The 22,876-nt window shown below is 62.8% G+C and carries 22 protein-coding genes and 1 tRNA gene; 8 read left to right on the top strand and 15 right to left on the bottom strand.

Annotated features, from left to right (window positions below; all coding sequences use genetic code 11):
* Positions 1-1,179 carry an HlyD family secretion protein gene (locus NKH70_RS01040; protein ID WP_352911773.1) on the bottom strand — a complete coding sequence of 393 codons (1,179 nt, stop codon included), beginning with the start codon at positions 1,177-1,179 and terminating at the stop codon, positions 1-3.
* Between the two features lie 143 nt (positions 1,180-1,322).
* On the opposite strand from NKH70_RS01040, the gene NKH70_RS01035 reads away from it, so the two are divergent.
* Positions 1,323-2,072, top strand: a complete 750-nt coding sequence (locus NKH70_RS01035) for a TetR/AcrR family transcriptional regulator (protein ID WP_353024769.1) — start codon at positions 1,323-1,325, stop codon at positions 2,070-2,072.
* Between the two features lie 21 nt (positions 2,073-2,093).
* Here NKH70_RS01035 and yihA read toward each other — a convergent pair whose 3' ends face one another.
* The 5 genes from yihA to rpmH all read right to left on the bottom strand — a co-directional run bounded on the left by yihA (position 2,094) and on the right by rpmH (position 5,881).
* Positions 2,094-2,753, bottom strand: a complete 660-nt coding sequence (gene yihA / locus NKH70_RS01030; RefSeq protein WP_352717141.1) for a ribosome biogenesis GTP-binding protein YihA/YsxC — start codon at positions 2,751-2,753, stop codon at positions 2,094-2,096.
* Positions 2,750-3,388, bottom strand: a complete 639-nt coding sequence (locus tag NKH70_RS01025) for a CatB-related O-acetyltransferase (protein ID WP_352717142.1) — start codon at positions 3,386-3,388, stop codon at positions 2,750-2,752. Before NKH70_RS01025 ends, yihA begins: the two co-directional genes overlap by 4 nt.
* A 144-nt stretch (positions 3,389-3,532) precedes the next feature.
* Positions 3,533-5,356: a membrane protein insertase YidC gene (yidC, locus tag NKH70_RS01020; protein WP_352717144.1), complete on the bottom strand. Its 1,824-nt coding sequence runs from the start codon at positions 5,354-5,356 to the stop codon at positions 3,533-3,535.
* Positions 5,357-5,369: 13 nt separating this feature from the next.
* On the bottom strand, positions 5,370-5,723 hold the full coding sequence (rnpA, locus tag NKH70_RS01015; RefSeq protein ID WP_352539960.1) for a ribonuclease P protein component: 354 nt from the start codon (positions 5,721-5,723) through the stop codon (positions 5,370-5,372).
* A 23-nt stretch (positions 5,724-5,746) separates the two neighbouring features.
* The gene (rpmH, locus tag NKH70_RS01010) at positions 5,747-5,881 is read right to left on the bottom strand and encodes a 50S ribosomal protein L34 (protein WP_008833937.1); all 135 of its coding nucleotides are present in this window, start codon (positions 5,879-5,881) and stop codon (positions 5,747-5,749) included.
* 335 nt (positions 5,882-6,216) lie between these two features.
* Between rpmH and NKH70_RS01005 the strand changes: the two genes are divergently transcribed.
* From NKH70_RS01005 to NKH70_RS00995, 3 genes are all read left to right on the top strand, one after another.
* Positions 6,217-7,704, top strand: a complete 1,488-nt coding sequence (locus NKH70_RS01005) for an ATP-binding protein (protein ID WP_352717145.1) — start codon at positions 6,217-6,219, stop codon at positions 7,702-7,704.
* 245 nt (positions 7,705-7,949) lie between these two features.
* A tRNA-Arg gene (locus NKH70_RS01000) sits at positions 7,950-8,026 on the top strand.
* Between the two features lie 677 nt (positions 8,027-8,703).
* Positions 8,704-9,018: an antibiotic biosynthesis monooxygenase family protein gene (locus NKH70_RS00995; RefSeq protein ID WP_352717147.1), complete on the top strand. Its 315-nt coding sequence runs from the start codon at positions 8,704-8,706 to the stop codon at positions 9,016-9,018.
* 46 nt (positions 9,019-9,064) lie between these two features.
* Here NKH70_RS00995 and NKH70_RS00990 read toward each other — a convergent pair whose 3' ends face one another.
* Together NKH70_RS00990 and NKH70_RS00985 are read right to left on the bottom strand one after the other, a co-directional pair.
* A complete protein-coding gene (locus tag NKH70_RS00990) occupies positions 9,065-10,207 on the bottom strand; it encodes an alpha-hydroxy acid oxidase (protein ID WP_352717149.1) in 1,143 nt (380 codons plus the stop codon).
* 77 nt (positions 10,208-10,284) lie between these two features.
* On the bottom strand, positions 10,285-11,307 hold the full coding sequence (locus NKH70_RS00985) for a LacI family DNA-binding transcriptional regulator (RefSeq protein WP_352912207.1): 1,023 nt from the start codon (positions 11,305-11,307) through the stop codon (positions 10,285-10,287).
* A 543-nt stretch (positions 11,308-11,850) separates the two neighbouring features.
* Here NKH70_RS00985 and NKH70_RS00980 point away from each other — a divergent pair.
* The 4 genes from NKH70_RS00980 (at position 11,851) to NKH70_RS00965 (ending at position 16,173) form a co-directional block, all read left to right on the top strand.
* The gene (locus NKH70_RS00980) at positions 11,851-12,813 is read left to right on the top strand and encodes a sugar-binding protein (RefSeq protein ID WP_352911765.1); all 963 of its coding nucleotides are present in this window, start codon (positions 11,851-11,853) and stop codon (positions 12,811-12,813) included.
* A 112-nt stretch (positions 12,814-12,925) separates the two neighbouring features.
* Positions 12,926-14,470, top strand: coding sequence for a sugar ABC transporter ATP-binding protein (locus tag NKH70_RS00975; protein ID WP_352717152.1), 1,545 nt, complete (start codon positions 12,926-12,928; stop codon positions 14,468-14,470).
* A gap of 23 nt (positions 14,471-14,493) precedes the next feature.
* The gene (locus NKH70_RS00970) at positions 14,494-15,489 is read left to right on the top strand and encodes an ABC transporter permease (protein ID WP_352490501.1); all 996 of its coding nucleotides are present in this window, start codon (positions 14,494-14,496) and stop codon (positions 15,487-15,489) included.
* Positions 15,490-15,642: 153 nt separating this feature from the next.
* The gene (locus tag NKH70_RS00965) at positions 15,643-16,173 is read left to right on the top strand and encodes a DUF2231 domain-containing protein (protein WP_352717362.1); all 531 of its coding nucleotides are present in this window, start codon (positions 15,643-15,645) and stop codon (positions 16,171-16,173) included.
* A gap of 91 nt (positions 16,174-16,264) precedes the next feature.
* Here the strand turns inward: NKH70_RS00965 and phnN are convergent, their stop codons facing one another.
* The 7 genes from phnN to iolD all read right to left on the bottom strand — a co-directional run bounded on the left by phnN (position 16,265) and on the right by iolD (position 22,865).
* A complete protein-coding gene (gene phnN / locus NKH70_RS00960; protein ID WP_352717153.1) occupies positions 16,265-16,894 on the bottom strand; it encodes a phosphonate metabolism protein/1,5-bisphosphokinase (PRPP-forming) PhnN in 630 nt (209 codons plus the stop codon).
* On the bottom strand, positions 16,891-18,030 hold the full coding sequence (locus NKH70_RS00955; RefSeq protein WP_352717155.1) for an alpha-D-ribose 1-methylphosphonate 5-triphosphate diphosphatase: 1,140 nt from the start codon (positions 18,028-18,030) through the stop codon (positions 16,891-16,893). Before NKH70_RS00955 ends, phnN begins: the two co-directional genes overlap by 4 nt.
* A 96-nt stretch (positions 18,031-18,126) precedes the next feature.
* A complete protein-coding gene (locus NKH70_RS00950) occupies positions 18,127-18,834 on the bottom strand; it encodes a DUF1045 domain-containing protein (protein ID WP_353024768.1) in 708 nt (235 codons plus the stop codon).
* Between the two features lie 152 nt (positions 18,835-18,986).
* Positions 18,987-19,799, bottom strand: coding sequence for a 5-deoxy-glucuronate isomerase (iolB, locus tag NKH70_RS00945; RefSeq protein WP_352977095.1), 813 nt, complete (start codon positions 19,797-19,799; stop codon positions 18,987-18,989).
* Between the two features lie 2 nt (positions 19,800-19,801).
* Complete coding sequence (locus tag NKH70_RS00940; protein ID WP_254815905.1) at positions 19,802-20,020, bottom strand: DUF3329 domain-containing protein; 219 nt, start codon at positions 20,018-20,020, stop codon at positions 19,802-19,804.
* 41 nt (positions 20,021-20,061) lie between these two features.
* Positions 20,062-20,979 carry a myo-inosose-2 dehydratase gene (iolE, locus tag NKH70_RS00935; RefSeq protein ID WP_352911755.1) on the bottom strand — a complete coding sequence of 306 codons (918 nt, stop codon included), beginning with the start codon at positions 20,977-20,979 and terminating at the stop codon, positions 20,062-20,064.
* Between the two features lie 41 nt (positions 20,980-21,020).
* A complete protein-coding gene (gene iolD / locus NKH70_RS00930; protein ID WP_352911753.1) occupies positions 21,021-22,865 on the bottom strand; it encodes a 3D-(3,5/4)-trihydroxycyclohexane-1,2-dione acylhydrolase (decyclizing) in 1,845 nt (614 codons plus the stop codon).
* Positions 22,866-22,876 lie beyond the last annotated feature (11 nt).

Here is a 22,876-nt window from a genome sequence, read left to right as displayed (position 1 = left end):
TTACTTCGATGCCGAAGGCGCCGTACGGCTGTCGACGGCGACGACGACGCTCAGGCCGGCGCGCAGCCTGCCCGTCTTCAGCACATCCGCGGGCACGTCGACACGAACCGGAACGCGCTGCACCACCTTGGTGAAATTGCCTGTGGCGTTTTCCGGCGGCAGCAGCGAGAACACTGCTCCCGAAGCCGGGGCCAGCGACGACACGGTACCCTCGAAGTCCTGGCCGTCGATCGCGTCGACCGACACACTGACCTTTTCACCAGGCACCAGCCGGGCAAGCTGGGTCTCCTTGAAGTTGGCGACGATATAGAGCTTGTCCATTGGCACGATGACGGCGAGCTTCTGTCCGGGGCTGATCAGGTCGCCCTGCTCGACCGAGCGGTTGCCGACCACGCCGTCATAGGGTGCGCGCAACACGGTGAAGGACAGGTCCCGCACCGCCTTGTCGTGGGCAAGCTGCAGCGAGGCCAGCGTGCTGGCCGATTCCGCGCGCTGCGCCTGGAGCACGCCGATATTGGCCTGAGCCGCCGCGATCTGTGCGTCGGCGCCGGCTAGTGCGGCATTGGCTTGCTCGACCGCCGTCTGGGCATCGTCCAACTGGGCCTGGGTGCCGACGCGGGTCTTGAGCAGCTGGGCGGCACGAACCTGAGCCCGCTTCGCATTGTCGGCCGCGGCCTGGTCGGCGGTCTTCTGCGCCTGCGCCTGCTTGAGCGAGGCGCGCGCCGCCTCGGTCTGGGCATCGATGCGGTCGAGCGTCTTGCTCAACGTGGCGATCTGCGCCTCGGCCTGGGCAACGGCTATCTTGTAGTCACCGTCATCGACGATTAGCAGCGGGTCGCCGGCCTTCACCTGCTGGTTCTCGGTCACTTTGACCTGATCGACATAGCCCGAGATTTTTGGCGAGATGAACGCCGTGTCGGCCTGGACATAGGCGTCGTCGGTCGTGATCATGAAGCGCCCGTCGGTCCAATAATCATAGCCATACCAGGCGCCGGCGCCCAGCAGGGCCAGGCCGATGATGGGCAACAACAGGGAGCGCATCGAGCGCTTCTTCTTGGCGGGCGCCAGCGGGGTGACGTCGGCGGGTTTGACGGGGGCTTCCGGCGCTTCGATCGCAGGTTGGACCTTGGCACTGGGGAAAGGGCGGACTTCGGCACTGGTGGGCGCGTTCGAGGACATGATATCTCTCTAAATTAACTGGCGCTGAACTTCATCAGACTGAACCGTTCGGTTCGATCTCGGCGTTGACTTAGCGCTTAAAGAGGCCCATATCAAGAGCAATCGAACCGGATGGTTCGAATTATTTTACGAGGTGTGACATTATGGCCGAAGCCCCCAAGGCCGCTCCTTTGCCTGAGTCAGGCCCATTGTCCAGCGCTGGCAAGGACCAGTGCGATCTGCTGGACAGTCTGCCGCGCGGCCGCCCGGCCGCGGGGCAAGACCCGGTCAAGCGCAGCCAGATCATCGAGGGTGCGCGCCGTGTCTTCATCGACAAGGGCTTCGAAGCCGCGTCGATGAACGACATTACCCGCGAGGCCGGCGTGTCCAAGGGCACCATCTATGTCTACTTCGCCAACAAGGAAGAGCTGTTCGAAGCACTGATCGAGGAAGAACGCGGCACGATCTTCAAGAACATGTACGAAGTGCTGGACCAGATAGGCGACCTTCGCCAGACGCTGGTGAAGTTCGGCATCGTGCTGTCCATGAAGATCACCTCGGCCAAGGTCATCCTGGCGCAGCGGACGGTGATCGGCGCGTCGGAACGCATTCCGGAGCTTGGCGCGCGATTTTACGAACGCGGGCCGAAGCGCGGCCATGACAGGGTTGTCGTTTTCCTCAACATGGCTATCGAACGCGGCCTGCTGAAGATCGACGATGTCGAGCTTGCCGCCTATCAGTTCACCGAGCTGTGCCTGGCCGGTCTTTTCCGCCAGTGCATATTCGCCTATCGCACCAAGGCGCCAAGTGCGGCCGAGATCGAACATATCGTCAGGTCGGGCGTCGACGTGTTCCTGAAGGCCTACGGCACCGAACAGCTTGCAGAGCAGGAACGGGCCTCCAGCCCCGCCTGACCAGCCGTCGGAGTCCGTTGCCTATCCGCCATTGGCGGCGAGCACGATCGCCGCACGCAATTCCTCGAGGCCCTCGCTCTTTTCCGACGACGTGGCGAGCACGAAGGGAAAGGCCGCCGGGCGTTTCTTGATTTTCGCCAGCGTTTCCTCGATCAGCTGCGGTATCCCCGCCGCCTTGATCTTGTCGGTCTTGGTCAGCACGATCTGATACGACACCGCCGCCTTGTCGAGCAGCGACAGCACCTCGTCGTCCTTGGCCTTGATGCCATGACGGGCATCGATCAGCACGTAGACGCGCTTCAGCGTCACCCGGCCCTTGAGATAGTCGAACACGAGCTTCGTCCACTCGTCGACCTTTTCCTTCGGCGCCGTGGCGTAGCCATAGCCCGGCATGTCGACCAGGGCCATCGGCGGCAGATCGGCGCCTTCTCCCGAAAATCCGCCCGGCACGAAATAGTTGAGCTCTTGCGTCCGGCCCGGCGTGTTGGAGGTGCGCGCCAGCCCCTTCTGGTTGACCAGCGCGTTGATCAGCGACGATTTGCCGACATTGGAGCGGCCGGCAAAGGCGATCTCGGGTGGACCCTCCGGCGGCAGGAATTTCATTGCCGGCACGCCGCGGATGAAGATCCAGGCTCGCGTGAACAATTCGATGCCGATCGTGGTCTTGTTCAACGCGTTCAAACCGCTGCCTCCAGAAGAAAAATGTTGCTGCCACGAATGGCATCGAGATTGCGGCTGATCTTTTCCACCGGCCAGTGCCACCACGCCAGCGCCAGCAGCCGCCGGATGGTCCTTTCGTCGAAGCGCATCTTCACCACCTTGGCAGGATTGCCGGCGACGATCGCATAGGCCGGCACATCGTGCGTCACCACCGACTTTGCCGCGACGATGGCGCCGTCGCCGATCTTCACGCCCGGCAGCATCACCGCTTCCATGCCGATCCAGACGTCATTGCCGACGATTGTGTCGCCACGCACCTCTTTAGACGATGTCGCCGGGTCGAAACCTTCCTCCCAGCCGTGGCCAAAGATGTTGAACGGATAGGTCGAAAAGCCGGACATGGCGTGATTGGCGCCGTTCATGATGAAGCGCGCACCCTCGGCAATGGCGCAGAACCTGCCGATGACCAGCCTGTCGCCGATGAACGGATAATGATGCAGCACGCATTTTTCGGCGAATTTGTCGGGTCCGTCAGGGTCGTCATAATAGGTGAAGTCGCCGATCTCGATATTCGGCGCCGTCACCAGCGGTTTCAGAAAGCCGACGCGCGTGTGCAACGGGATCGGATGCTTGATCGATGGATTGGGTCCGGTCATATCGAGCTCCATCGGGCAACTGCCAGCCAGGTCAAAATAGCGCGATCCGTCCGGCAGTACCAATCGCTTAATCCAGGCCGGCAACTTGTGCAAAAAGCCCCGGACGAACCGGGGCTTTTGGGTTTCGCATCATCGGAGCGCCGGCTATTCCGCCGGCGACGGTTTCTTGCGGAACAGCGCGACCAGATTGTCCCACAATTCGATCTTGGCGCCTTGCCGCTTCATGATCACGCCCTGCTGGAGGATCGACAGCGTGTTGTTCCAGGCCCAGTAGATGACGAGGCCGGCCGGAAAACCCGCCATCATGAAGGTGAAGATCACGGGCATCCAGGTGAAGATCGCAGCCTGCGTCGGGTCCGGCGGCGTCGGGTTCATGCGCATCTGCAGGAACATCGTCACGCCCATGATCAGCGGCCAGACGCCGATCATCAGCATGTGCGGCAAGGTGACCGGGATCAGCCCGAAGAGGTTGAAGATCGATGTCGGGTCCGGCGCCGCCAGATCCTGGATCCAGCCGAAGAACGGCGCGTGCCGCATCTCGATGGTGATGTAGAGCACCTTGTAGAGCGAGAAGAACACCGGGATCTGCAACGCCACCGGCCAGCAGCCGGCGAGCGGATTGATCTTCTCGGTCTTGTAGAGCTCCATCATCGCCTGCTGCTGCTTCATCTTGTCGTCCGCGTATTTCTCGCGGATCTCGAGCATCTTGGGCTGCACCTTCTTCATGTTCGCCATCGACGCATAGGACTTGTTGGCGAGCGGGAAGAACAGCGCCTTGACGATGACGGTGGTGGCGAGGATCGCCAGACCGAAATTGCCGAAGAATTTGTAAAGCGTGTCGATCAGCCAGAACATCGGCTTGGTGATGAAATAGAACCAGCCCCAGTCGATCAGAAGATCGAACTGGCGAATATGACGGTCCTTTTCATAAGCGTTGATCGTCGAAACTTCCTTGGCGCCGGCGAATATCTCCGACTCCACGGTCGTCGATTGCCCGGGAGCGACCGTGACAGGATCGGACAGGAAATCGGACTGGTAGCTGTGCGGATGGGGCCCGCTTTTGAACTCGAAATAAGAGAATTTGGGCTGAAATTCGCGGCCGCTAGGCGGCACGAGGGTCACCGCCCAATACTTATCGGTGATGCCCAGCCAGCCGTCGGTCGACTTGCCTGGCTTGTATTCCTTGTCAGATTCGACGCTGGAGTATTTGTATTCCTGCAGGCCCTCGCTTCCGGTAACGCCGATCAGGCCCTCGTGCAGCACATAGGTGCTGGCGATAGCCGGCTTGTCGAAACGCGTAACGCGGCCATAGTTCGACAACGTCGCCGGCGCCGAGCCGCCGTTCTGAACCGTGTCGGACACGGTGAACATATATTGGCTGTCGACGGAGAAGGTGCGCTTGAAGGTCAGGCCCTTGTCGTTGGTGAAGGTCAGCGTGACCGGCGTCGCCGGTGTCAGCGTCGCCTTGCCGTCGGTCTGCCAGACGGTGTCGGGGCCGGGCAGCGTGCCGACATTCGGCGTGCCGGAAAAGCCGATCTCGGCGAAATAGCCGTTCGGCAGAGACGCCGGGTTGAGCAACGCGATCTCGGGCGAGGTCTTGTCGACCGTCTCCCTGTAGTGCTTGAGCCGGAGGTCGTCGAGGCGCGCGCCGGTGAGGTTGATCGAGCCTTCGAGGCTCGGCGTGTCGATCTTGACGCGGCTGGTCGAGGCAATCGCCTGGTCGCGGCCGGCCGGCGTCACCGCGTCGCCGCCAGGCGCGTTCGGAATGGCGCCCGGCTGCACCGGTGTTTCGCTGGCGCCCGGGCTGGTGCCTTGGGCGGCCTTCTTCTGCTCCGCCACGCGCTGCTCTTCGATGCGGGCGGCTTCGCGCTGCATCTCACTGCGCGGCATCACATAGAAATATTGCCAAAGCGCCAGGATCAGCACCGACAGTGCGATGGTGATGAAGAAGTTGCGGTTGTTTTCCATCGAAGCCCTTGGCCTATCGTGTTCCACGCAATCTGCGGGAGAGTTCGGCCTTCAACTGGCCGAACGGAGTGGTAAGCACGTCTTCGCGCCCGACGATGACATAATCATTGCCTGGCGCCATGTCATCCGCGGCATGCGTGCGCACGGCCTCTCTCAGCCGCCGCCGGATGCGGTTGCGAACGACGGCGTTGCCGACCTTCCTGGTGACGGTATAGCCGACGCGCGGCGCTTCGCTGTCGCCGCGGCCCAGAACCTCGACGAGGAAAAGCCGCCCGCGGCGCTTCTCACCACGGCGGACGGCCAGGAATTCCGCGCGCTTCAGAAGCCGCTTGGGATGGGCACCCGTTGGCTTGCCGGTTGCGGGCAACGATCTTGTCTCTCGCTTGGTGCTCAGGCGCTGAGACGCTTGCGGCCGCGGTTGCGGCGGGCTGCGACGACGCCGCGGCCACCTTTGGTGGCCATGCGGGCGCGGAAACCGTGCCTGCGTTTGCGGACGAGTTTGGACGGCTGGTAAGTACGCTTCATTTGTTTAAATACCGCGGGGTGCGGCCCTTCTTGATTCTGTCACTTTGTAACAGGAGCTTTGCCGGGCCGGTTTTGGCGCGATCGAAACCGCGCCGGGACGAATGGCCCGAGCGTGAGCGGGCTTATAGAAAGAAGGGTTTTGGAAGTCAATCCAGCGCGTCGGGCCGGTGTTGCCGGGCTGGCAGGGAAGTCTTGCGGCCCTTTGTCCGGCTTCGACCAAAGGATGAATTTGGCAAAAAAGCCGCAATCGCCTAATCTCACCCGATCAAGCGATCGTGAAGACGAGCAGTCCTTAAGACAAGCAGCCGTGATGACAGGCAGCCGTGACGACGAGCATGAGTGAAGTCCCAGCAACCGACGAGAGCATCGCCCAGGCGAAGGCGGCCACCCGCAGGGTGCCGCTGGCGCGCGGCCTGTCGACCAAGTTGCTGCTGCTCACCATCGTCTTCGTGCTCTTGGCCGAAATCCTCATCTTCGTGCCCTGGATCGCCAGCTACAGGCTGAGCTGGCTGAAGGAAAGGCTGAGCACGGCCGCCGCGGTTTCAATCGTCCTGGTGCAGGGCGAACCTGCCTCGCTGTCGCGTGCCGCCCAGAACGACGTGCTGATGGCGATCGGCGCCAAGGCGATCGCGGTGCGCGACGGCGGCGTCTCGCGGCTTCTGGTCGTGGCCGAAATGCCGCCGCAGGTCGACGATCATATCGATATCGCCAATGTCGGCATGATCAAGGGCATGACCGGCGCGCTGGACACGCTGTTTTTCGGCGGCAAGCGGATGCTGCGCGTCTTCGGGCCGGTCGGCGACAGCGACAAGGAATTCGAGCTGATCATGCCCGACCACCGCCTGCGCAATGCCATGCTGATCTATTCGCGCAACGTCGCCTTCGTCTCGCTGCTGATCTCGCTGTTCACCGCCATGCTGGTCTACGCCGCGATAGACCTGATCATGATCGGCCCGATCAGGACGATGACACGTTCGATGCTGTCCTTTTCCGAGGCGCCCGACGACCCCGGCCGCATCATTCACCCCGCCGCGCGGGGCGACGAGATCGGCGTCGCCGAACGCGAGCTGTCGCAGATGCAGGAGCGGCTGCAAAAGATGCTGACCGAGCAGAAGCACCTGGCCGATCTCGGCCTGGCCGTGTCGAAGATCAACCACGACATGCGCAACATCCTTGCCTCGGCGCAGCTGATGTCGGACCGCCTGCGCCAGGTCAAGGACCCGACTGTGCAGGCCTTCGCGCCAAAACTGCTGCGCGCGCTCGACCGCGCCGTGTCCTATTCGGAGGGCGTGCTTGCCTATGGCCGCACCCAGGAGCCGCCGCCGTCGCGCCGCAGGCTGCGGCTGCGCCAGCTGGTCGAAGACGTCCAAGGCCTGCTCGACATCGAATGCGGCATCGAATTCGTCAACGCCATCGATCCGGTGCTCGAGGTCGACGCCGATTCCGACCAGCTGTTCCGCGTGCTCACCAATCTTAGCCGAAACGCCGTGCAGGCGATGGCGGCGGACACCGAGAGCGCCGTGGTGCGCCGCCTGACCATATCGGCCGAGCGCATCGGCAGCGTCAGCCGCATCGTCGTCACCGACACCGGCCCCGGCCTGCCGCCAAAAGCGCGCGAAAACCTGTTCGCGGCATTTCGCGGCTCGGCCCGCAGCGGCGGCACCGGCCTTGGCCTGGCGATCGCCCATGAATTGATCCGCGCCCATGGCGGCACGGTGGAGCTGGTCGAAAGCATCGGCGGCCGCACCACATTCGCGGTCACCATTCCCGACCAGCCGGTCCGGCTCGACCAGGCCCGCAACGGTCTGCGCCGCCCGGCGTAACGAACCGTTTCGTTACGGGCCGTTTCAATTCGCAAATGGTTGGTCCGAGACTACGAGCCATCGGCTCGGCCGCCGTGTGGCGTGAGCTCGCCTTCGCCGGCGGGCGCGTGACGGCAAAACGTGGCGGCAAAACTTTTGGCCAGGATCGGCTTGCTTTTCGCAAATTCAGTCGCTAGGGAACAGCTCACATTCGCGGCCGGTCGCCAGGATCGGATTGCGGGGCTATGCAAAGCATGGCCTGTTGCGCGCCCGTAGCTCAGCTGGATAGAGCACCAGACTACGAATCTGGGGGTCAGGAGTTCGAATCTCTTCGGGCGCGCCATCAATCCAATGCACGGCCCGCCTCATGGGGCCTCTCGGGCGCGGTGAGCTCATAGCCGTCCGACTATGACCGTGACCGGTAGCCGGAAGGTCGCGAGGGCTGAGCGCCATCCCTGCCAAAAAGGGGATCGTCAGCCGATGCTGCTCAGTCGGCCTGCTTAATCTCCGGACCCGGTTCAGTCGGCGGAGCTGGCGTGCAATTCTGGCCGGTGCATTCCTGCACGGGATCGTTCGCCGGCGGGAGACAATTTTGGCCTTCACAATGAACGGGCGGCTGCGCTGTTGCGGCTTTATTGTTCGGCGGCACAGGCCGATCCTCAGCGCGAACGGCCGGCATTCCAAGGTCGATCATGGCCGTGCACAAGAGCGCAATCCGAAGCAAGTTCATTTTCGCCTCCGCAACTGACAGCGAGACGCAGATTATACCTTCGAACTGCGGCCAACATCCTGTCACCCGCGAACGGCGTTAACAGCGCGTTTCATTGCCGGTCGCAAGGGCGTACCGATTGAGATCGAGCGTCGTCCTCTTCCTGGCAAAATAGCGCCAGAAACGGGGCATTCGGCCGGAGGTGACTGAAGCCAACCTTCCGATTTTCCTGTACACGTGTTCGAAGGGTTTGAGTGCCTTAGGGCTTTCGCATATTCGAGCTTCTTCAGGTCTTTCACGGGGGAACGTACATGACGGCATTCAACAGCGTCCGCTTCCAGGTCAAGCCGGGTAGTGAAGACGAATTCGTCGAACTGTTCAGCAGCGCTCCGCGCAATTTCGAGGGATTGCGAAAAATGGCTCTCATCAAATCGGGAGACGGCGCCTTCTTCTCGATTGGAGAGTGGGACACTTTCCAGCACATGGTCGATGCCAGGCCCAAAATGCTAGGCAATCTTGATCGGTTCCGGCATGCGTTGCAGCGGCTTGAGGGCGGATATACGGATGCTGTTTCCGGCGAGGCCGTCTTCGAAACGGACGGCAGGAGCAGCGGCAGGTCGGTATAGGTTCGCACTTCGAAAAGCTTATGCCGTGCGCCACTTCCCGGCTGCCTCACCTAAACCGCACATTCCCCCTGGAAAGCTCTGCCACCGACCTGCATCCCATCAGCCGCATGTCGCGTTCGATCTCGGTTCGCATCAGGCCGAGTGCCCGTTCGACGCCGGCCTGTCCGGCGGCTGCCAGCGGGAAGAGATAGTAGCGCCCGACACCGACGGCCTTGGCACCCAACGACAGGGCTTTCAGCACATGCGTGCCGCGCTGGACGCCGCTGTCGATGATCACGTCTATCTTGTCGCCCACCGCGTCGACGATCTCCGACAGCTGGTCGAAGGGACTGCGCGAGCCGTCCAGCTGCCTGCCGCCATGATTTGACAGAACGATGCCGGTGCAGCCGATGTCGACGGCCTTTCTGGCATCGGCGACGCTCATGATCCCCTTCAGGCAAAACTGGCCGTTCCAGAAGCGGACCATGTCTTCGACGTCCTTCCAATCCAGCGATGGATCGAGGATCTCGGTGAAATAGCGGCTGATGGAAAGCGCTCCGCCACCGAGATCGATATGGCCGTCCAACTGCGGCAGGCTGAACTTTTCGTGCGTCAAATAGTCGATAGCCCATCTCGGCTTGATCGCGAACTGCATCATCCCGCCGAGCGTAAGCCGAAAGGGGATTGAAAAGCCGGTCCGCAGGTCACGCTCGCGGTTTCCGCCGGTGACGCTGTCGACGGTCAGCATCATCACCTCGACGCCGGACGCCTTGGCGCGCTCCATCATGGCGCGGTTCAGGCCGCGATCCTTATGGAAATAGAACTGATAGACCTGCGGCGTCCTGTGCTTGCGGACTTCCTCCAGGCTGACTGTGCCAAGCGACGAGACGCCGAACATCGTGCCGAACTTCTCCGCCGCCGCGGCGACGGCGCGCTCGCCGCTATGGTGAAACAGCCGCTGGAGAGCCGTCGGCGAACAATAGACCGGCATCGCCAGCTTCTGGCCCATGACGGTGACCGACATGTCGACCTGTCCGACGCCGGCAAGGACGTTGGGGACGAGATCGCAGTCCTCGAACGCCGCCGTGTTGCGCCGCAGCGTCGTCTCGTCGTCCGCGCCGCCATCGATATAGTTGAAGATCGGGCCTGGCAGGCGCTGTTTTGCCAGCCGGCGAAAGTCCTGAAAATTATAGCAGCTTTGCAATCTCATGGATTCAATCGGGCCTATGCCGGGCGCGCTGTCAAGCCAGTGCCATTGCGGCTCGCCAGCTATCCCGCCGCCTCGCGTCAGCCCGCCACAGCGCCAACCGACTCCCGCTCCACCAGCGGACATTCGAGCTTCGTGATGGGATAGCGGCCGCGACCGGGTGGGGCGGGGACTTCCAGCTGCTCGATCGCCCATTGCCCCATCGCCATATGCGGCAGGATCGACGTCGTCAGCGGCGGGAACAGATGCCGCGCGATCTCCTCGTCGTCATAACCGACCACCGAAATATCCTGGGGGATGTGCAGGCCGGCCTCCTTCAGCGCCTCGTAGCAGCCGATCGCGGTGCGATCGTTCTGGCAGAAGATGGCGGTCGGCCGGTCCTTCAGCCCCAAGAGCTTGACGGTCGCGGCATAGCCGGCGCTCGCCGACCAATCGCCTTCGACGACCAGCGCCGGGTCGAACGGGATGTCGGCTGTCGCCAGCGCCCGGCGGTAACCCTTCAACCGGTCCTGCGCCGCCTGCATCCAGGGCTCGCCGGTGATGGTGGCGATACGGCGATGGCCATGGCTGATCAGGTGCCGGGTCGAGCTCTGCCCGCCGGCGATCTCGCTTGGCACCACGGCGGGGAAGGCATAGTCGGCGGTGTAGCAGTTGAGCAGGATGACCGGAATGTCGAGGCCGTAGAGATAATCCGGCGCGACGATCTCGCGGGTGAAGATGGTCATGTAGATCAGCGCCGAAATGCCCCGCTTGGTCAGCGCCGCGATGGCGCGGGGCTCCATCACCTCGTCGCCCATGGTCTGCGCCACCAGCAGCACATTGCCGGCGTTCCACGAGGCTTGCCGCGCCCCTTCAATGGCGACGACCGCCTCCGGGCTGGTCGCCAACTGGTCGACGGCGAAGCCGATCACGCCATCCAGCCCGTCGAATGCGGCAACCGGGGCTCGCAAGGCAGAAAACACCGGCGGCGAATAGCCCAGCGTTCGCGCGGTCTCGATCACCCGCTCTCGGGTTTGCTGCGACAGCCTGATGCCCGGCGTGTTGTTGAGCACGAACGAAACCGTCGCCTGCGAACAGCCTGCGGCCCTGGCGATGTCGGTCATGGTAACGCGGCCCTTGGGGTTTTTCCCGGGCAGCTTGCGCCGCCTGGTACCCTCAAGGACGGGATCACGCAGTGGTTCGTTCATATCATTGGTCCCTCGAATCTCGCATTTATAAGGCAAAGCGCTACTAATACATATAATCGACCCTCTTAGGCGATTTAGTCCCCGATCCGAAACGGTAGCGACTGGGGAGGCCGCTCTCCTTTGTGACGAGAATCCCGACCAAACTAATACTCTTTACTAATATCTGGCATCCCTATAACGTCAATCCATCATGCCCGGACGACATCGGACCGCGCATGTTCGGAACGCAAGCCAGCCTGGTATCGGACGGTTCCCGTCAGCCGGAGCTCGCCTGCCGCTTCGGGGAAATGTCAGACAAATCGGACTATTTACGAACGACGAATGAGTCTCTAAAGTCGACGATCGCGGCTGGAATTGCGTCGTTCTTCGCTGCCGGAAACCCTTGAGGAGGAGGGCGTCCAAGCCGCGCCGGCAAGTTCATCATCAGCGAAAATTACTGAGTCAAATGGGAGGTTGAATATGAAATCTGTGATACGAAATGCGTCCGTCGCCGCTGCGGCCCTGCTGCTCGGCCTGTCCGCCAGCGCAATTGCGCGGGCCGACGACAAGCCGACATTGGCCTTCGTCGTCAACGGCGCGTCCGACTTCTGGAAGGCGGCAGAAGCTGGCGTCAAGAAAGCGCAGGGCGAACTGCCCGACTACAATCTGGAACTGAAATATCCTGAGCAGTCGTCGGTCGCCATCCAGCAGCGGCTGATGGACGATCTTGTGACGGCGGGCGTCAAGGCCATCATGGTCTCCGCGGTCGACCCCAAGACCTCGACCGACGGCCTGAACAAGATCGCTTCGGAAACGGCGCTGTTCACCACCGACAGTGACGCCCCGCAGACCAAGCGCGTCGCCTATATCGGCTCGTCCAACGTCGATGCCGGCAAGCAGGCGGCCGAGATCGCCAAGAAGGCGATGCCCGACGGCGGCAAATGCCTCGGCTTCGTCGGCCTGCTCGGCGCCGACAACGCCAAGGAGCGCATCCAGGGCATGAAGGACGGGCTAGCCGGTACCAAGATCGAGCTGGTCGACGTGCGCGGCGATGACATCGATCAGGCCCGCGCCAAGAAGAATGTCGAGGACGCGCTGGTCGCCAGCCCCGACGTCACCTGCATGGTCGGCTTCTATTCCTACAACACGCCGCGCATCTATGAGGCGCTGCGCGATGCCGGCAAGCTTGGCCAGATCACCGTCGTCGGCTTCGATGACGATCCGATCACGCTGGGTGGCGTCAAGGAAGGCACCGTTGCCGCCACCGTGGTGCAGCAGCCCTTCGAGTGGGCCTATCAGGGCATGAAGCTGATGGCCGCCTATCTCAAGGGCGACAAGTCGGGCGTCCCGGCCGATGGACTGATCATCATCCCGACCAAGATCATCGGCAAGGACGATGTCGACGCCTACGCCGCCAGCCTCAAGGCGATGTCTGGAAACTGAGCGAATTAGGTTGCGCCGGCTCAAGGTTCGCCTTGAGCCGGCGTTCTATTGACGTGCCTCGCGAGGCTCGTCAGTCTGAGGCCAAACGGCTCACCGGCTGCTGTCAGGCGTGATGAATTATTCCGACCCATCCATCGTTGCATCCACGGACGCTCCGTTCCTGAGCCTCGACGGTGTGCGCAAGACCTATCCCGGCGTCGTCGCGCTAGACGGATTCTCGATGGACGTAAGGCCCGGCGAAGTCATCGGCCTGGTCGGCGAAAACGGCGCCGGCAAATCGACGCTGATGAAGATCCTCGGTGGCGTCACCAGGCCAGATACCGGCACCATCACCGTCGATGGCGTCGCCCATGACGGGCTGACCGTCGAGGCCAGCATCGGCTCGGGCATCGCTTTCGTCCACCAGGAACTCAACCTGTTCGAAAACCTCGACGTGGCCGCCAATATCTTCTTCGGCCGCGAACCGCTGCGCGCCGGGCCGCTCAAGCTCGTCGACCGCGCCAGGCTGCGAGCGCAGGCGGCGCCGCTGCTCAAACGCGTGGGCGCCAATTTCTCGGCCGATACGCCGGTGTCGGCGCTGTCGCTGGCGCAGCAGCAAATGGTCGAGATCGCCAAGGCGCTGTCGATCGAGGCAAGACTGGTTATCCTCGACGAACCGACGTCCAGCCTGCCGATCGCCGAAACAGACAAGCTCCTCGGCGTCATCAAGGCGCTGAAGGCAGACGGCATCAGTGTCATTTTCATCTCGCACCGCCTTCACGAGGTCGAGCGCGTTGCCGACCGCGTCGTCGTCCTCAGGGACGGAATGCTCGCCGGAACCTTGCCGAAGAGCGCCATCAATCACGACCAGATGGTCAAGCTGATGATCGGCCGCATGCTGAAGGAGCGCGAGAAGGCCGCAGAATCGGCGCGCCCGCCGGGCTCAGTCGCGCTGTCGGTCAAGGCCATTCGCACCGCCGCCTATCCTGATCGGCCCGTCGACCTCGATGTCAGGCATGGCGAGATCCTTGGCCTGGCCGGCCTCGTCGGCTCCGGCCGGACGGAACTGGCGCGCGTCCTGTTCGGCATCGACAGGAGCTTTGGCGGTTCGTTCCAGCTTGACGGAAAAGATCTGGTTCTTGGTTCGGCCGCGGATGCAGTGGCCAACGGTATTTTCCTCGTCCCCGAGGATCGCAAGCTGACCGGCATCCTCCTCGACCTGTCGATTGCCCAGAACATCTCGCTGCCCAATCTGCCAATGCATTCGCGGCGCTCGCTGGTCTCGGCCAGCGCCGAGGCCGCCACCGCCGAGAAGCAGAAGACCGATCTCGGCATCAGGGCGCCCTCCGTCCAGACGCGTACCGGCACGCTGTCGGGCGGCAACCAGCAAAAGGTCGTGCTGGCCAAATGGCTGGCGATGAAGCCGAAGGTGATGATCCTCGACGAGCCGACGCGCGGTATCGATATCGGCGCCAAGGCCGAGATCTACGGACTGATGCGGGCGCTGGCCGATGCCGGCGTCGCCGTGCTGATGATCTCAAGCGACATGGAGGAGGTGATCGGCGTGTCCGACCGCATCGCCGTCATGCATGAAGGCCAGATCTCCGGCATTCTCGACAAGGACCGGTTCAGCCAGGAAAACGTGCTGCTGCTGGCGGTCGGCAAGCAGCCGAAGTAGTTCGCAGGCATTGGGAGAAGACGATGAGCAAGAAAGATCTCGGCCTGCTGATCCTGATCCTGGTGGTCGGCGCGGTGGTGGCGATCATCAACCCGCGCTTCCTGCTGCCGATCAATCTCGCCAACACCTCGAACCTGATCGGGCTGTTCGGCATCCTGTCGATCGGCCAGGCCTTCGTCATCATCACCGGCGGCATCGAATTGTCAGTCGGCTCGGTGGTTGCGCTACTCGGTACGCTGTTCATCGATTTCATCGCCGTGCGGGAGATGGAGTGGCCGCTGGCCTTCGTGCTGATCATCGCGCTCGGCGCCATCATCGGCCTGATGCATGGCTGGCTGATCACCCGGCTGAAGTTGCAGCCGTTTGTCGTCACCCTCTGCGGCCTGTTGATCTATCGCGGCGTGGCGCGCTTCTACACCGCCGACGGCACCGCCGGCTTTGCCTTCGGACAGAACTTCCCGGAACTCGAGTTCCTGACGGCGGGGCGGTCCTGGGGCGTGCCGAACAGTTTCATCGCGCTGATCGTCATCGCCGTCGTCATGTGGGTGGTGCTGCACCGGTCGGTGTTCGGGCGCTATCTCTATGCCATCGGCAAGAACGAGGAAGCGGCGAAATATTCCGGCATCCGTACCGGCCGCATCGTCATGGCCGCCTATGTCATCTGCGGCGTGCTGACGGCGCTGTCGGCTATCTATTTCGCCATGTACACACGCTCGATCTCGCCGGCGAGCCACGGTCAGTTCTATGAGCTCTACGCCATCGCGGCAGCGGTGCTCGGCGGCTTCTCGCTGCGCGGCGGCGAAGGCTCGCTGATCGGCGTCCTCCTCGGCACGGTGCTGCTGCAGGAGTTGCAGAACCTCGTCAACCTGCTCGGCATCCCGTCCTCGCTCAACTTCGCCGTCATGGGCGGGGTGATCCTCATCGGCGTGCTGGTCGACCAGCAATGGGGCGTGTTCAGGGCGCGGCGGCGGATGCTGGAAGCCACACGCAAGGGCGTGGCGGGTGCTGCCGCGGAATGACGCAAAAATAGCTGGATGAAATACGCCGACTGCCACGGCAGGTGGCGTGAAAAGGTCAGCCTGAGCTTCGCGACAGCAGTTCAGGTCGGTCTCTATTTGGAACGAAACCCGTATCTGAGCGTTTATTTAAGCTTTGCTACGCGGAGGCGTCCCATGCCCACGAATCCAGTAAGTACCGCAAAGGTAGGAACTCACCCTCTCCACCCGATGCTGATACCTTTTCCTGTCGCGTTTCTTGTCGGCGCCTTTGTCTCCGACCTGGTTTTCTGGGGAACTGCCGATGCCTTCTGGGCACGGGCATCGATGTGGCTGATCGGGGCAGCCATCGTAATGGCCCTTCTCGCTGCGACAGCCGGTTTTATCGACTTCCTCAACGAGCCGCGCATTCGCGCCTTGTCCGACGCCTGGTACCACATGCTGGGCAATCTGACCGCGGTTGTTGTGGCACTGATCAATTTCTATCTTCGATATGCCCAAGGCGCCGAAGCCGCGGTCCGGCCATGGGGTGTGCTGTTGTCGTTCATAGTGGTCTGCATACTGCTGTTCACCGGCTGGAAGGGCTGGGAAATGGTGTATCGCCATCACGTTGCAGTTCTGGATACACCAGCGGATGTGCCAGCGAAGCCTTCGACAACCACTGCCACCGATACTCGTCACACTGGTCGGGACCGGCACGCCGCATGAGGCCATAATCCCGAAAAGTGGATACCGGTTTCCAAAAAAATATGGGTTAGACAAGTAGCGCCCATCCAGAATTCATCGGATGGGCGCTACTTTAGATAAGGCCCGACATGTCGGAGAAGGCCATGGCCTTGCGCAGCACCTCGGCGAAGCGCTCGCCGGCGGCTTCACGAGGACCGCTATTGTCGATCGAGGTGACACCCGGTCCGGACAGCGCCACATTGGCGCTGCGCGCCAGCCGTGCCAGCACTTCGCCGCGCGATTCGCGACCGCGCAACGCCAGCCGCTCGGCCAGGATCTGCGGCGTAGCCGTGATCTCGACGACAGCCAGATTGGCGTAGCGCTCCCGCAGCGCCGGGATGATCGCGCGCGAGACGTTGGCGATCGCGACACGGCCGTTTGAGACCGACCAATCGACTTCGGCCGGGATGCCATAGCGCAGGCCATGCGCCTCCCAGGAAATCGCGAAGGCGCCATCCGCTTCGGCCTCGACGAAGGCCGCGTCGGCGAGCGTGTCGTGATCCTCGGTAGCCGCGTCGCTCTGCCGGGTGATGACCCGGCGCACGAACTCCAGCCGGCTCTCGTCGGCAAACACGGCGCGCGCATAGCCGATCACCGTGTCCTTGCCGGCACCGCTCGGCCCGACGACGGCGACGAAGACGCCGTCGCGGATCGGAAACGCCGCGGCTGACAATTCACGCTCGACCGATGCCGACACCATCATGCGACCCGCCGTCCCTGCCGCCAGACCGTGCGGACGACTGGGACATGGTCGTCGACGCGCACGCGAACCAGATCGGCGCGCCGGCCGGGCTCGATGACGCCGCGATCGGTGAGGCCGACCGCCTCGGCCGGGTTCTTCGAGACCATCGCCACCGCCTGTGGCAACGAGATGCCCTCGACCACGTCGCCGAGGAAGAAGGCCGACTGGATCAGGCTGAACGGAATGTAGTCCGATGACAGGATATCGAGCAGGCCGTCGCCGGCCAGCGTGCGGGCCGAGACATTGCCCGAATGCGACGCGCCGCGCATGACGTTCGGCGCGCCCATCAATACGCCGAGCCCTGCCTCTTTTGAAGCCCGTGCCGCCTCCTCAGTGGTCGGGAACTCGGCGACGCGCACACCTTGCTCGATCGCTTCGTCGACATGGCCGACGGTTGCGTCGTCATGGCTGGCCAGCACGATGCCGCGCTCTTGGCAGGCAGCGGCGATGAAGCTGCGGTTCGGGCTCGAGTTCCTCGCTGATTCCGCCATCCGCTTTTCGCAGAATTTCTGGAAATCGCGATCGGTCAGCTTCAGCTTGCGCTGGTAGTAATAGGCATAGGTTTCCAAATTGACGAATTGGCGCTGTCCCGGTGCATGGTCCATCAGTGACGCCAGCCTGACCCGCTCGTCGCCGTCGAAATTGGCGAAGGCTGTGAGGCAGTCCGGCGCCGAAACCTCGCAGCGCAGATGGAGGAAATGGTCGGCCCTGAGCCGGTCCTGCTGCACGCTGTCTTCGATCGCGTCGGCCAGCTTGCGTATGTCGGCGGCCGTCAGGTCGGCATCCTCGTCCATGCCGACACGCAAGGCGTCGAGCACGGTGGTGATGCCGGCGGTCGCCACCTGCGCGTCATGCGCCAGCACAGCTGCGATCGGGTTCCAGCGCACTTTCGGCCGCGGCGCGTAATGGCCTTCGAGATGGTCGGTGTGGAGCTCGACCAGGCCAGGGATGATGAAGTCGCCGCCCATGTCCTCGCCGCTGCGGCCAGCGCCGGGAGCGATGTCGGCGATCACGCCATCGCGCAGCACGATCGACCCTTCGATGATCTGGTCGGCCAGTACGATGCGGGCATTGTCAAGAACGGTCTCGGCGGTCATTTCAGGCAGTCCTCGGAGCATTTTGCAACCAACTGAAAATGAATCGGCGTCGCACAATGCGGTTAAAGCAAATAGTCATTTAGGCAGTTCTTCTGGTCAGGCAGTTCTTCTGGCCGGGCGGCGCCCGAGCGCGTGATGGGACAGCACCATGAATGGTGCGCCGGGTTCAGTTTCCACAAACAGCGTCAGCGCGTCCACCGCCACCGGCCGTTGCAGCACGCCCGCAAACAGGCTGTCGATTGCTAGGCGAAGACGAGGGTTTTCCTGTGACGAGACCCGGCCGGACAGCGTCATATGGAAGCGAAAGGTCTCGAAGACATAGGGGTAGCCCCACTGGCAGAGATTGCGGAACTCGTCGGGCTTCAGCGAATCGGGGCTGCGCCGCTCGATCTCGGCTTCGGTCAACGGCGCGCGAAAGCGGTCGAAGTCGTGCACCACATCATCGGCGAAGCGGTTGAGCGCCGGCAGCGGTGCTTCCGGCACCAGCGCGAAGAAGCCGTCGATCTGGGTGACGATCAGCCGCGGGACCGTCACCACCGACGTCGCCTCGGCAAAATCGTCGAGTGCTGCGCGAAGCGAGGCTTCCGTCTCGGTGGAAGCCAGTCGGAAGGGCGCCTTCAGCGTCGCATGAAAGCCATAGCGGCGCGCCGAGGCGGTATGGAAGGCAACTTCCGCCGCCGACAACTCGCCCACCGCCTCGACCGGCTTTGTGGCGGCGCCGAACGGGTCGCGGCCGAGCCAGTTGGCGGCGATCCGCGCCAGCGGTTCATCCTGCCGGGGGGTGAAATAGATAGCGTAGCGCATCGAAAGTCCTCGTCAGCCCCGCTGCCATAGGCGATTTCCATGACGAATTGACGAAGCTTTGCAGCGTTTTCGGTAACAAAACGACACAGCCTGGTCATTAGCCGACGATTTTTTCGGCTTGGACCAGCGGTTGAGAAGCGAAGGGGAAACGGTCAGGCCTTCATCAGCCATTCGTGCTCGGGCGCGTTGTGGAATTTCCACGTCCGCTTCGGTCCGGCCATGACGTTGAGATAATAGAGATCATAGCCGTGGCAGGCGGCGCAGGGGTGATAACCCCTGGGGACCAGCACGACGTCGCCGTCCTCGATCGCCATCGCTTCGTCGAGCGAACGAGCACCGTTCTCGTCGGCATCGGTGTAGACGCGCTGGAAAGCAAAGCCCTGTGGCGGGTTGAGACGGTGGTAATAGGTTTCCTCCAGATAGGATTCAGCCGGCAGATTGTCCTGGTCGTGCTTGTGCGGCGGATAGCTCGATGTGTGGCCGCCGGGCGTGATGACCTCGACCACCAGCAGGGAATCGGCCGGCTCGCCCTCCGGCAGGATGTTGGTGACGTAGCGCGTGTTGGTGCCTTTGCCGCGAACCTCCTGGCCGAGATCGTCAGGTCCGATGACACGGACCGGCAGACCGCCGCCCAGTCCTGGCGCCGAACAGACGGCAAGTTCGAGATCGGTATCGGCGCTCACCGACCACTCCGACCCCTGCGGCACATAGACCGACCACGGCTTGCCTTCGAAGGGCGACATGCGCTCGCCGAGCAGGCCGAGTTCCTTGCCGCCGGCCTTGGCCTTACCCTTGCCGGTGACGAACACAAGGCAGACCTCACGATCCGCGGTTTGCCCGGAAGCGCTCTCGCCGGGCCGCAGCCGGTGCAGATCGAAGCCGACATAGGTCCAGCCGGCGCTCTGCGGCGTCACATGAGCGACGCGGCCGTGGCCCTTATTGGCTTTGACGAGCAGCTTAGACATGGTCATTCCTTCGGTTTGGCGTCCGCCGATGGCTTGTCCTCGTCAGCTGGCTTGTAGAGATAGAAGAATTGCCAGACGGCATAGCCGGCGAAGCCGAGCGCAATCACGCCCCAGAACGGTGTGCCGGTAGCGAATTCGATCACCGACCAGACCAGGCAGACCGCGACAACGGCAACGCGCCGCCACAGCGGCCGGAAAAACGGGTGCTCGGAGTCTTTCATCGGATCACCCACGGCATCGGATCAGCCCTTCCTCGCGAGCCTCAAGCATTGGGAAAGCCCTGTGTCTCCACCGTGTAGCCCGCCGCCGTCATCACCCGCATCAATTCCTTATAGCCGACCTGCGCCATCTTGAGCGGCGGGTTCTTCTTCGGATCCTGCTCGGCCTCGACCACGAACCAGCCTTCATAGCCATGGTCGGCTAGCCTCTGGACGATGGCGCCAAAATCCAGCGAGCCATCTCCCGGCACCGTGAAGGCGCCGAGCGCCACGGCATCGAGGAAGGATTGCTTCTGGCGGTCGAGTTTCTCGATCACCTCCATGCGCACGTCCTTCACATGCACGTGGTTGATGCGCCGGTGATGATTGTCGATGGCGCGCAGCACGTCACCGCCGGCAAAAGCCAGGTGCCCGGCATCGAGCAGCAAGGGAATGCCTTCACCCGAATAGCGCATGAATACATCGAGTTCGGGCTCGGTCTCGACGACCGCCGCCATATGATGGTGGTAGGAGAGCGGCATGCCTTGCTCGGCACACCATTCGCCGAACTGCGTGAGCCGCTTCGCATAGGCTTTCATCTCCTCGTCCGAAAGCCTGGGCTTGGTGGCGAGCGGTTTGGAGCGGTCGCCCTGGATGGAGCGGCCGACTTCACCATAGACGATGCAGGGCGCATTCACCGCCTTGAACAGATCGATCATCGGCTGGATACGATCCTTGTTTTTCGCCATGTTTTCGTCGACCAGCGTTCCCGAGTACCAACCGCCGCAAAGCGTCACGTCGGCCTGCCTGAGGATCGGCAGCATGATTTTCGGATCGTTAGGAAAGCGGCGGCCCATTTCCATGCCGGTGAAACCAGCCGAACGCGATTGGCGCAGGCACTCCTCCAGCGACACATCATCGCTGAGTTCCGCAAGATCGTCGTTCCACCATGCAATAGGGGACATGCCCAGTTTGGCTTTCAAGTCGTCACTCCAGTTTCTGACATTCGAGGCGTTGGCGGGCGCTAAAATCGCCGCCCGCTCAGCGCTTCCTCATATTTCTTGCGCGCCGCATTCACTTGCGGCCGTGCCGAGACTTCCGGCACTGCGACATCCCACCAGCTTCCACCGGCCTCGGTCGAAACCAGCGGGTCGGTGTCGATGACCAGCACGGTCGTTCGCGTATTCTTCTTCGCTTGCACCAGCGCCGTTTCCAGCCCGGCGATCGACGGCACTTTTTCGGCAATGGCGCCCAGGCTTGCCGCATGTGCGGCGAAGTCGATCTCGGGCAAGGTCTCGTGACGAGCGTCCTTCAGCAGATTGTTGAAGTTGGCGCCGCCGGTCGCCATCTGCAGCCGGTTGATGCAGCCATAGCCGCGGTTGTCGAGCAGCACGATGGTCAGCTTGAGGCCGAGCATCACCGAGGTCGCGATCTCGGAATTGAGCATCAGGTAGGAGCCGTCGCCGATCATCACCACAACCTCCTCGTCGGGCCTGGCCATCTTGACGCCGAGTCCGCCGGCGATTTCGTAGCCCATGGTCGAGAAGCCGTATTCGGCGTGATAGGAGCCGGGCGCACCCGCCTGCCATAGCTTGTGCAATTCGCCGGGCAGGCCGCCCGCGGCATGAAGCAGCGTCACGCCGGAGCCCATGGCCCGCTGTACGGCGCCGATCACCTGCGCGTCGGACGGATGGGCCGCATTGGTTGACCCAGTCGCCTTGCCGGCATCCGCCTGCCACTCCTTCTTGCCCCTGATCGCATTGTCGGTCCAGCCTGAAGGGGCTTTCCAGCCTTTCAGCGCGGCAGCCAATTCGGCGAGCCCTTCCGCCGCATCGGCGACCAGCGGCAGCGCCTGGTGCTTTCCGGCATCGAAAGGCTGCACGTTGAGCCCGATGATTGTCTTGCCGGAATTCTTGAATAGCGCCCAGGAGCCGGTGGTGAAATCCTGCAGTCTGGTGCCGACGGCAAGCACGACGTCGGCCACTTCGGCCAGCCGGTTGGCCGCCGAAGTGCCGGTGACGCCGACCGCGCCCATGTTCAAGGGATGATCGTCCGGGAGCGAGGATTTGCCGCCTTGCGTCTCACAAACCGGAATGCCGGCACCTTGCACCAGCTTCGCCAATTCATCCGACGCCTGCGAATAGAGCACGCCGCCGCCGGCGATCACCAGCGGCTTTTTCGCCGCTTTGAGCGCCGCGACTGCGGCCGCCAGTTCGTTGCGGTCCGGGCGCTGCCGACGCGGCGTCCAGAGCCGCTCGGCAAAGAAGCTCTCGGGGTAGTCATAGGCCTCGGCCTGCACATCCTGGCACAGCGCCAGGGTCACCGGGCCGCATTCGGCCGGGTCGGTCAGCACCTGCATGGCGCGGTTGAGCGCCGGCATAATCTGCTCCGGCCGCGTGATGCGGTCGAAATAGCGCGACACCGGCCGGAGGCAGTCATTGACCGTCGCCGTGCCGTCGGAAAAATCCTCGGCCTGCTGCAGGACGGGATCCGGAATGCGATTGGCGAAGACGTCGCCGGGCAGAAACAGGACAGGCAACCTGTTTACATGTGCAAGTGCCGCAGCGGTCACCATGTTGAGCGCGCCGGGGCCGATCGAACTGGTCGCAGCCATGAAGCGGCGGCGGAAATTGGCCTTGGCGTAGGCAATCGCCGCATGCGCCATCGCCTGCTCGTTATGGGCGCGGAAGGTCGGCAATTCGTCGCGCACCTGGTAGAGCGCCTCGCCGACGCCGGCGACATTGCCGTGGCCGAAGATCGCCCAGACGCCGCCGAAGATCGGCACTTTCTTGCCGCCGATCTCGGTCATCTGCCGGGCAAGAAAGCGGGTCAGCGCCTGCGCCATCGTCAGGCGGATTGTCTTGGTCATGTCGGTTCCTC

This window comes from Mesorhizobium sp. M0991 (genome assembly GCF_040318915.1).
GTDB lineage: Bacteria > Pseudomonadota > Alphaproteobacteria > Rhizobiales > Rhizobiaceae > Mesorhizobium.
The sequence above is the reverse complement of the archived record's forward strand: the minus strand, read 5'-3'. Positions and strand labels throughout refer to the sequence as shown.

Bases quoted from the DNA above. Each gene is read 5' to 3' on its own strand.
- NKH70_RS01040 (WP_352911773.1), bottom strand. From the start codon at position 1,179: ATGTCCTCGAACGCGCCCACCAGTGCCGAAGTCCGCCCTTTCCCCAGT.
- NKH70_RS01035 (WP_353024769.1), top strand. From the start codon at position 1,323: ATGGCCGAAGCCCCCAAGGCCGCTCCTTTGCCTGAGTCAGGCCCATTG.
- NKH70_RS01025 (WP_352717142.1), bottom strand. From the start codon at position 3,388: ATGACCGGACCCAATCCATCGATCAAGCATCCGATCCCGTTGCACACG.
- yidC (WP_352717144.1), bottom strand. From the start codon at position 5,356: ATGGAAAACAACCGCAACTTCTTCATCACCATCGCACTGTCGGTGCTG.
- rpmH (WP_008833937.1), bottom strand. From the start codon at position 5,881: ATGAAGCGTACTTACCAGCCGTCCAAACTCGTCCGCAAACGCAGGCAC.
- NKH70_RS01005 (WP_352717145.1), top strand. From the start codon at position 6,217: ATGAGTGAAGTCCCAGCAACCGACGAGAGCATCGCCCAGGCGAAGGCG.
- NKH70_RS00995 (WP_352717147.1), top strand. From the start codon at position 8,704: ATGACGGCATTCAACAGCGTCCGCTTCCAGGTCAAGCCGGGTAGTGAA.
- NKH70_RS00990 (WP_352717149.1), bottom strand. From the start codon at position 10,207: ATGAGATTGCAAAGCTGCTATAATTTTCAGGACTTTCGCCGGCTGGCA.
- NKH70_RS00985 (WP_352912207.1), bottom strand. From the start codon at position 11,307: ATGACCGACATCGCCAGGGCCGCAGGCTGTTCGCAGGCGACGGTTTCG.
- NKH70_RS00980 (WP_352911765.1), top strand. From the start codon at position 11,851: ATGAAATCTGTGATACGAAATGCGTCCGTCGCCGCTGCGGCCCTGCTG.
- NKH70_RS00975 (WP_352717152.1), top strand. From the start codon at position 12,926: ATGAATTATTCCGACCCATCCATCGTTGCATCCACGGACGCTCCGTTC.
- NKH70_RS00970 (WP_352490501.1), top strand. From the start codon at position 14,494: ATGAGCAAGAAAGATCTCGGCCTGCTGATCCTGATCCTGGTGGTCGGC.
- NKH70_RS00965 (WP_352717362.1), top strand. From the start codon at position 15,643: ATGCCCACGAATCCAGTAAGTACCGCAAAGGTAGGAACTCACCCTCTC.
- phnN (WP_352717153.1), bottom strand. From the start codon at position 16,894: ATGATGGTGTCGGCATCGGTCGAGCGTGAATTGTCAGCCGCGGCGTTT.
- NKH70_RS00955 (WP_352717155.1), bottom strand. From the start codon at position 18,030: ATGACCGCCGAGACCGTTCTTGACAATGCCCGCATCGTACTGGCCGAC.
- NKH70_RS00950 (WP_353024768.1), bottom strand. From the start codon at position 18,834: ATGCGCTACGCTATCTATTTCACCCCCCGGCAGGATGAACCGCTGGCG.
- iolB (WP_352977095.1), bottom strand. From the start codon at position 19,799: ATGTCTAAGCTGCTCGTCAAAGCCAATAAGGGCCACGGCCGCGTCGCT.
- NKH70_RS00940 (WP_254815905.1), bottom strand. From the start codon at position 20,020: ATGAAAGACTCCGAGCACCCGTTTTTCCGGCCGCTGTGGCGGCGCGTT.
- iolD (WP_352911753.1), bottom strand. From the start codon at position 22,865: ATGACCAAGACAATCCGCCTGACGATGGCGCAGGCGCTGACCCGCTTT.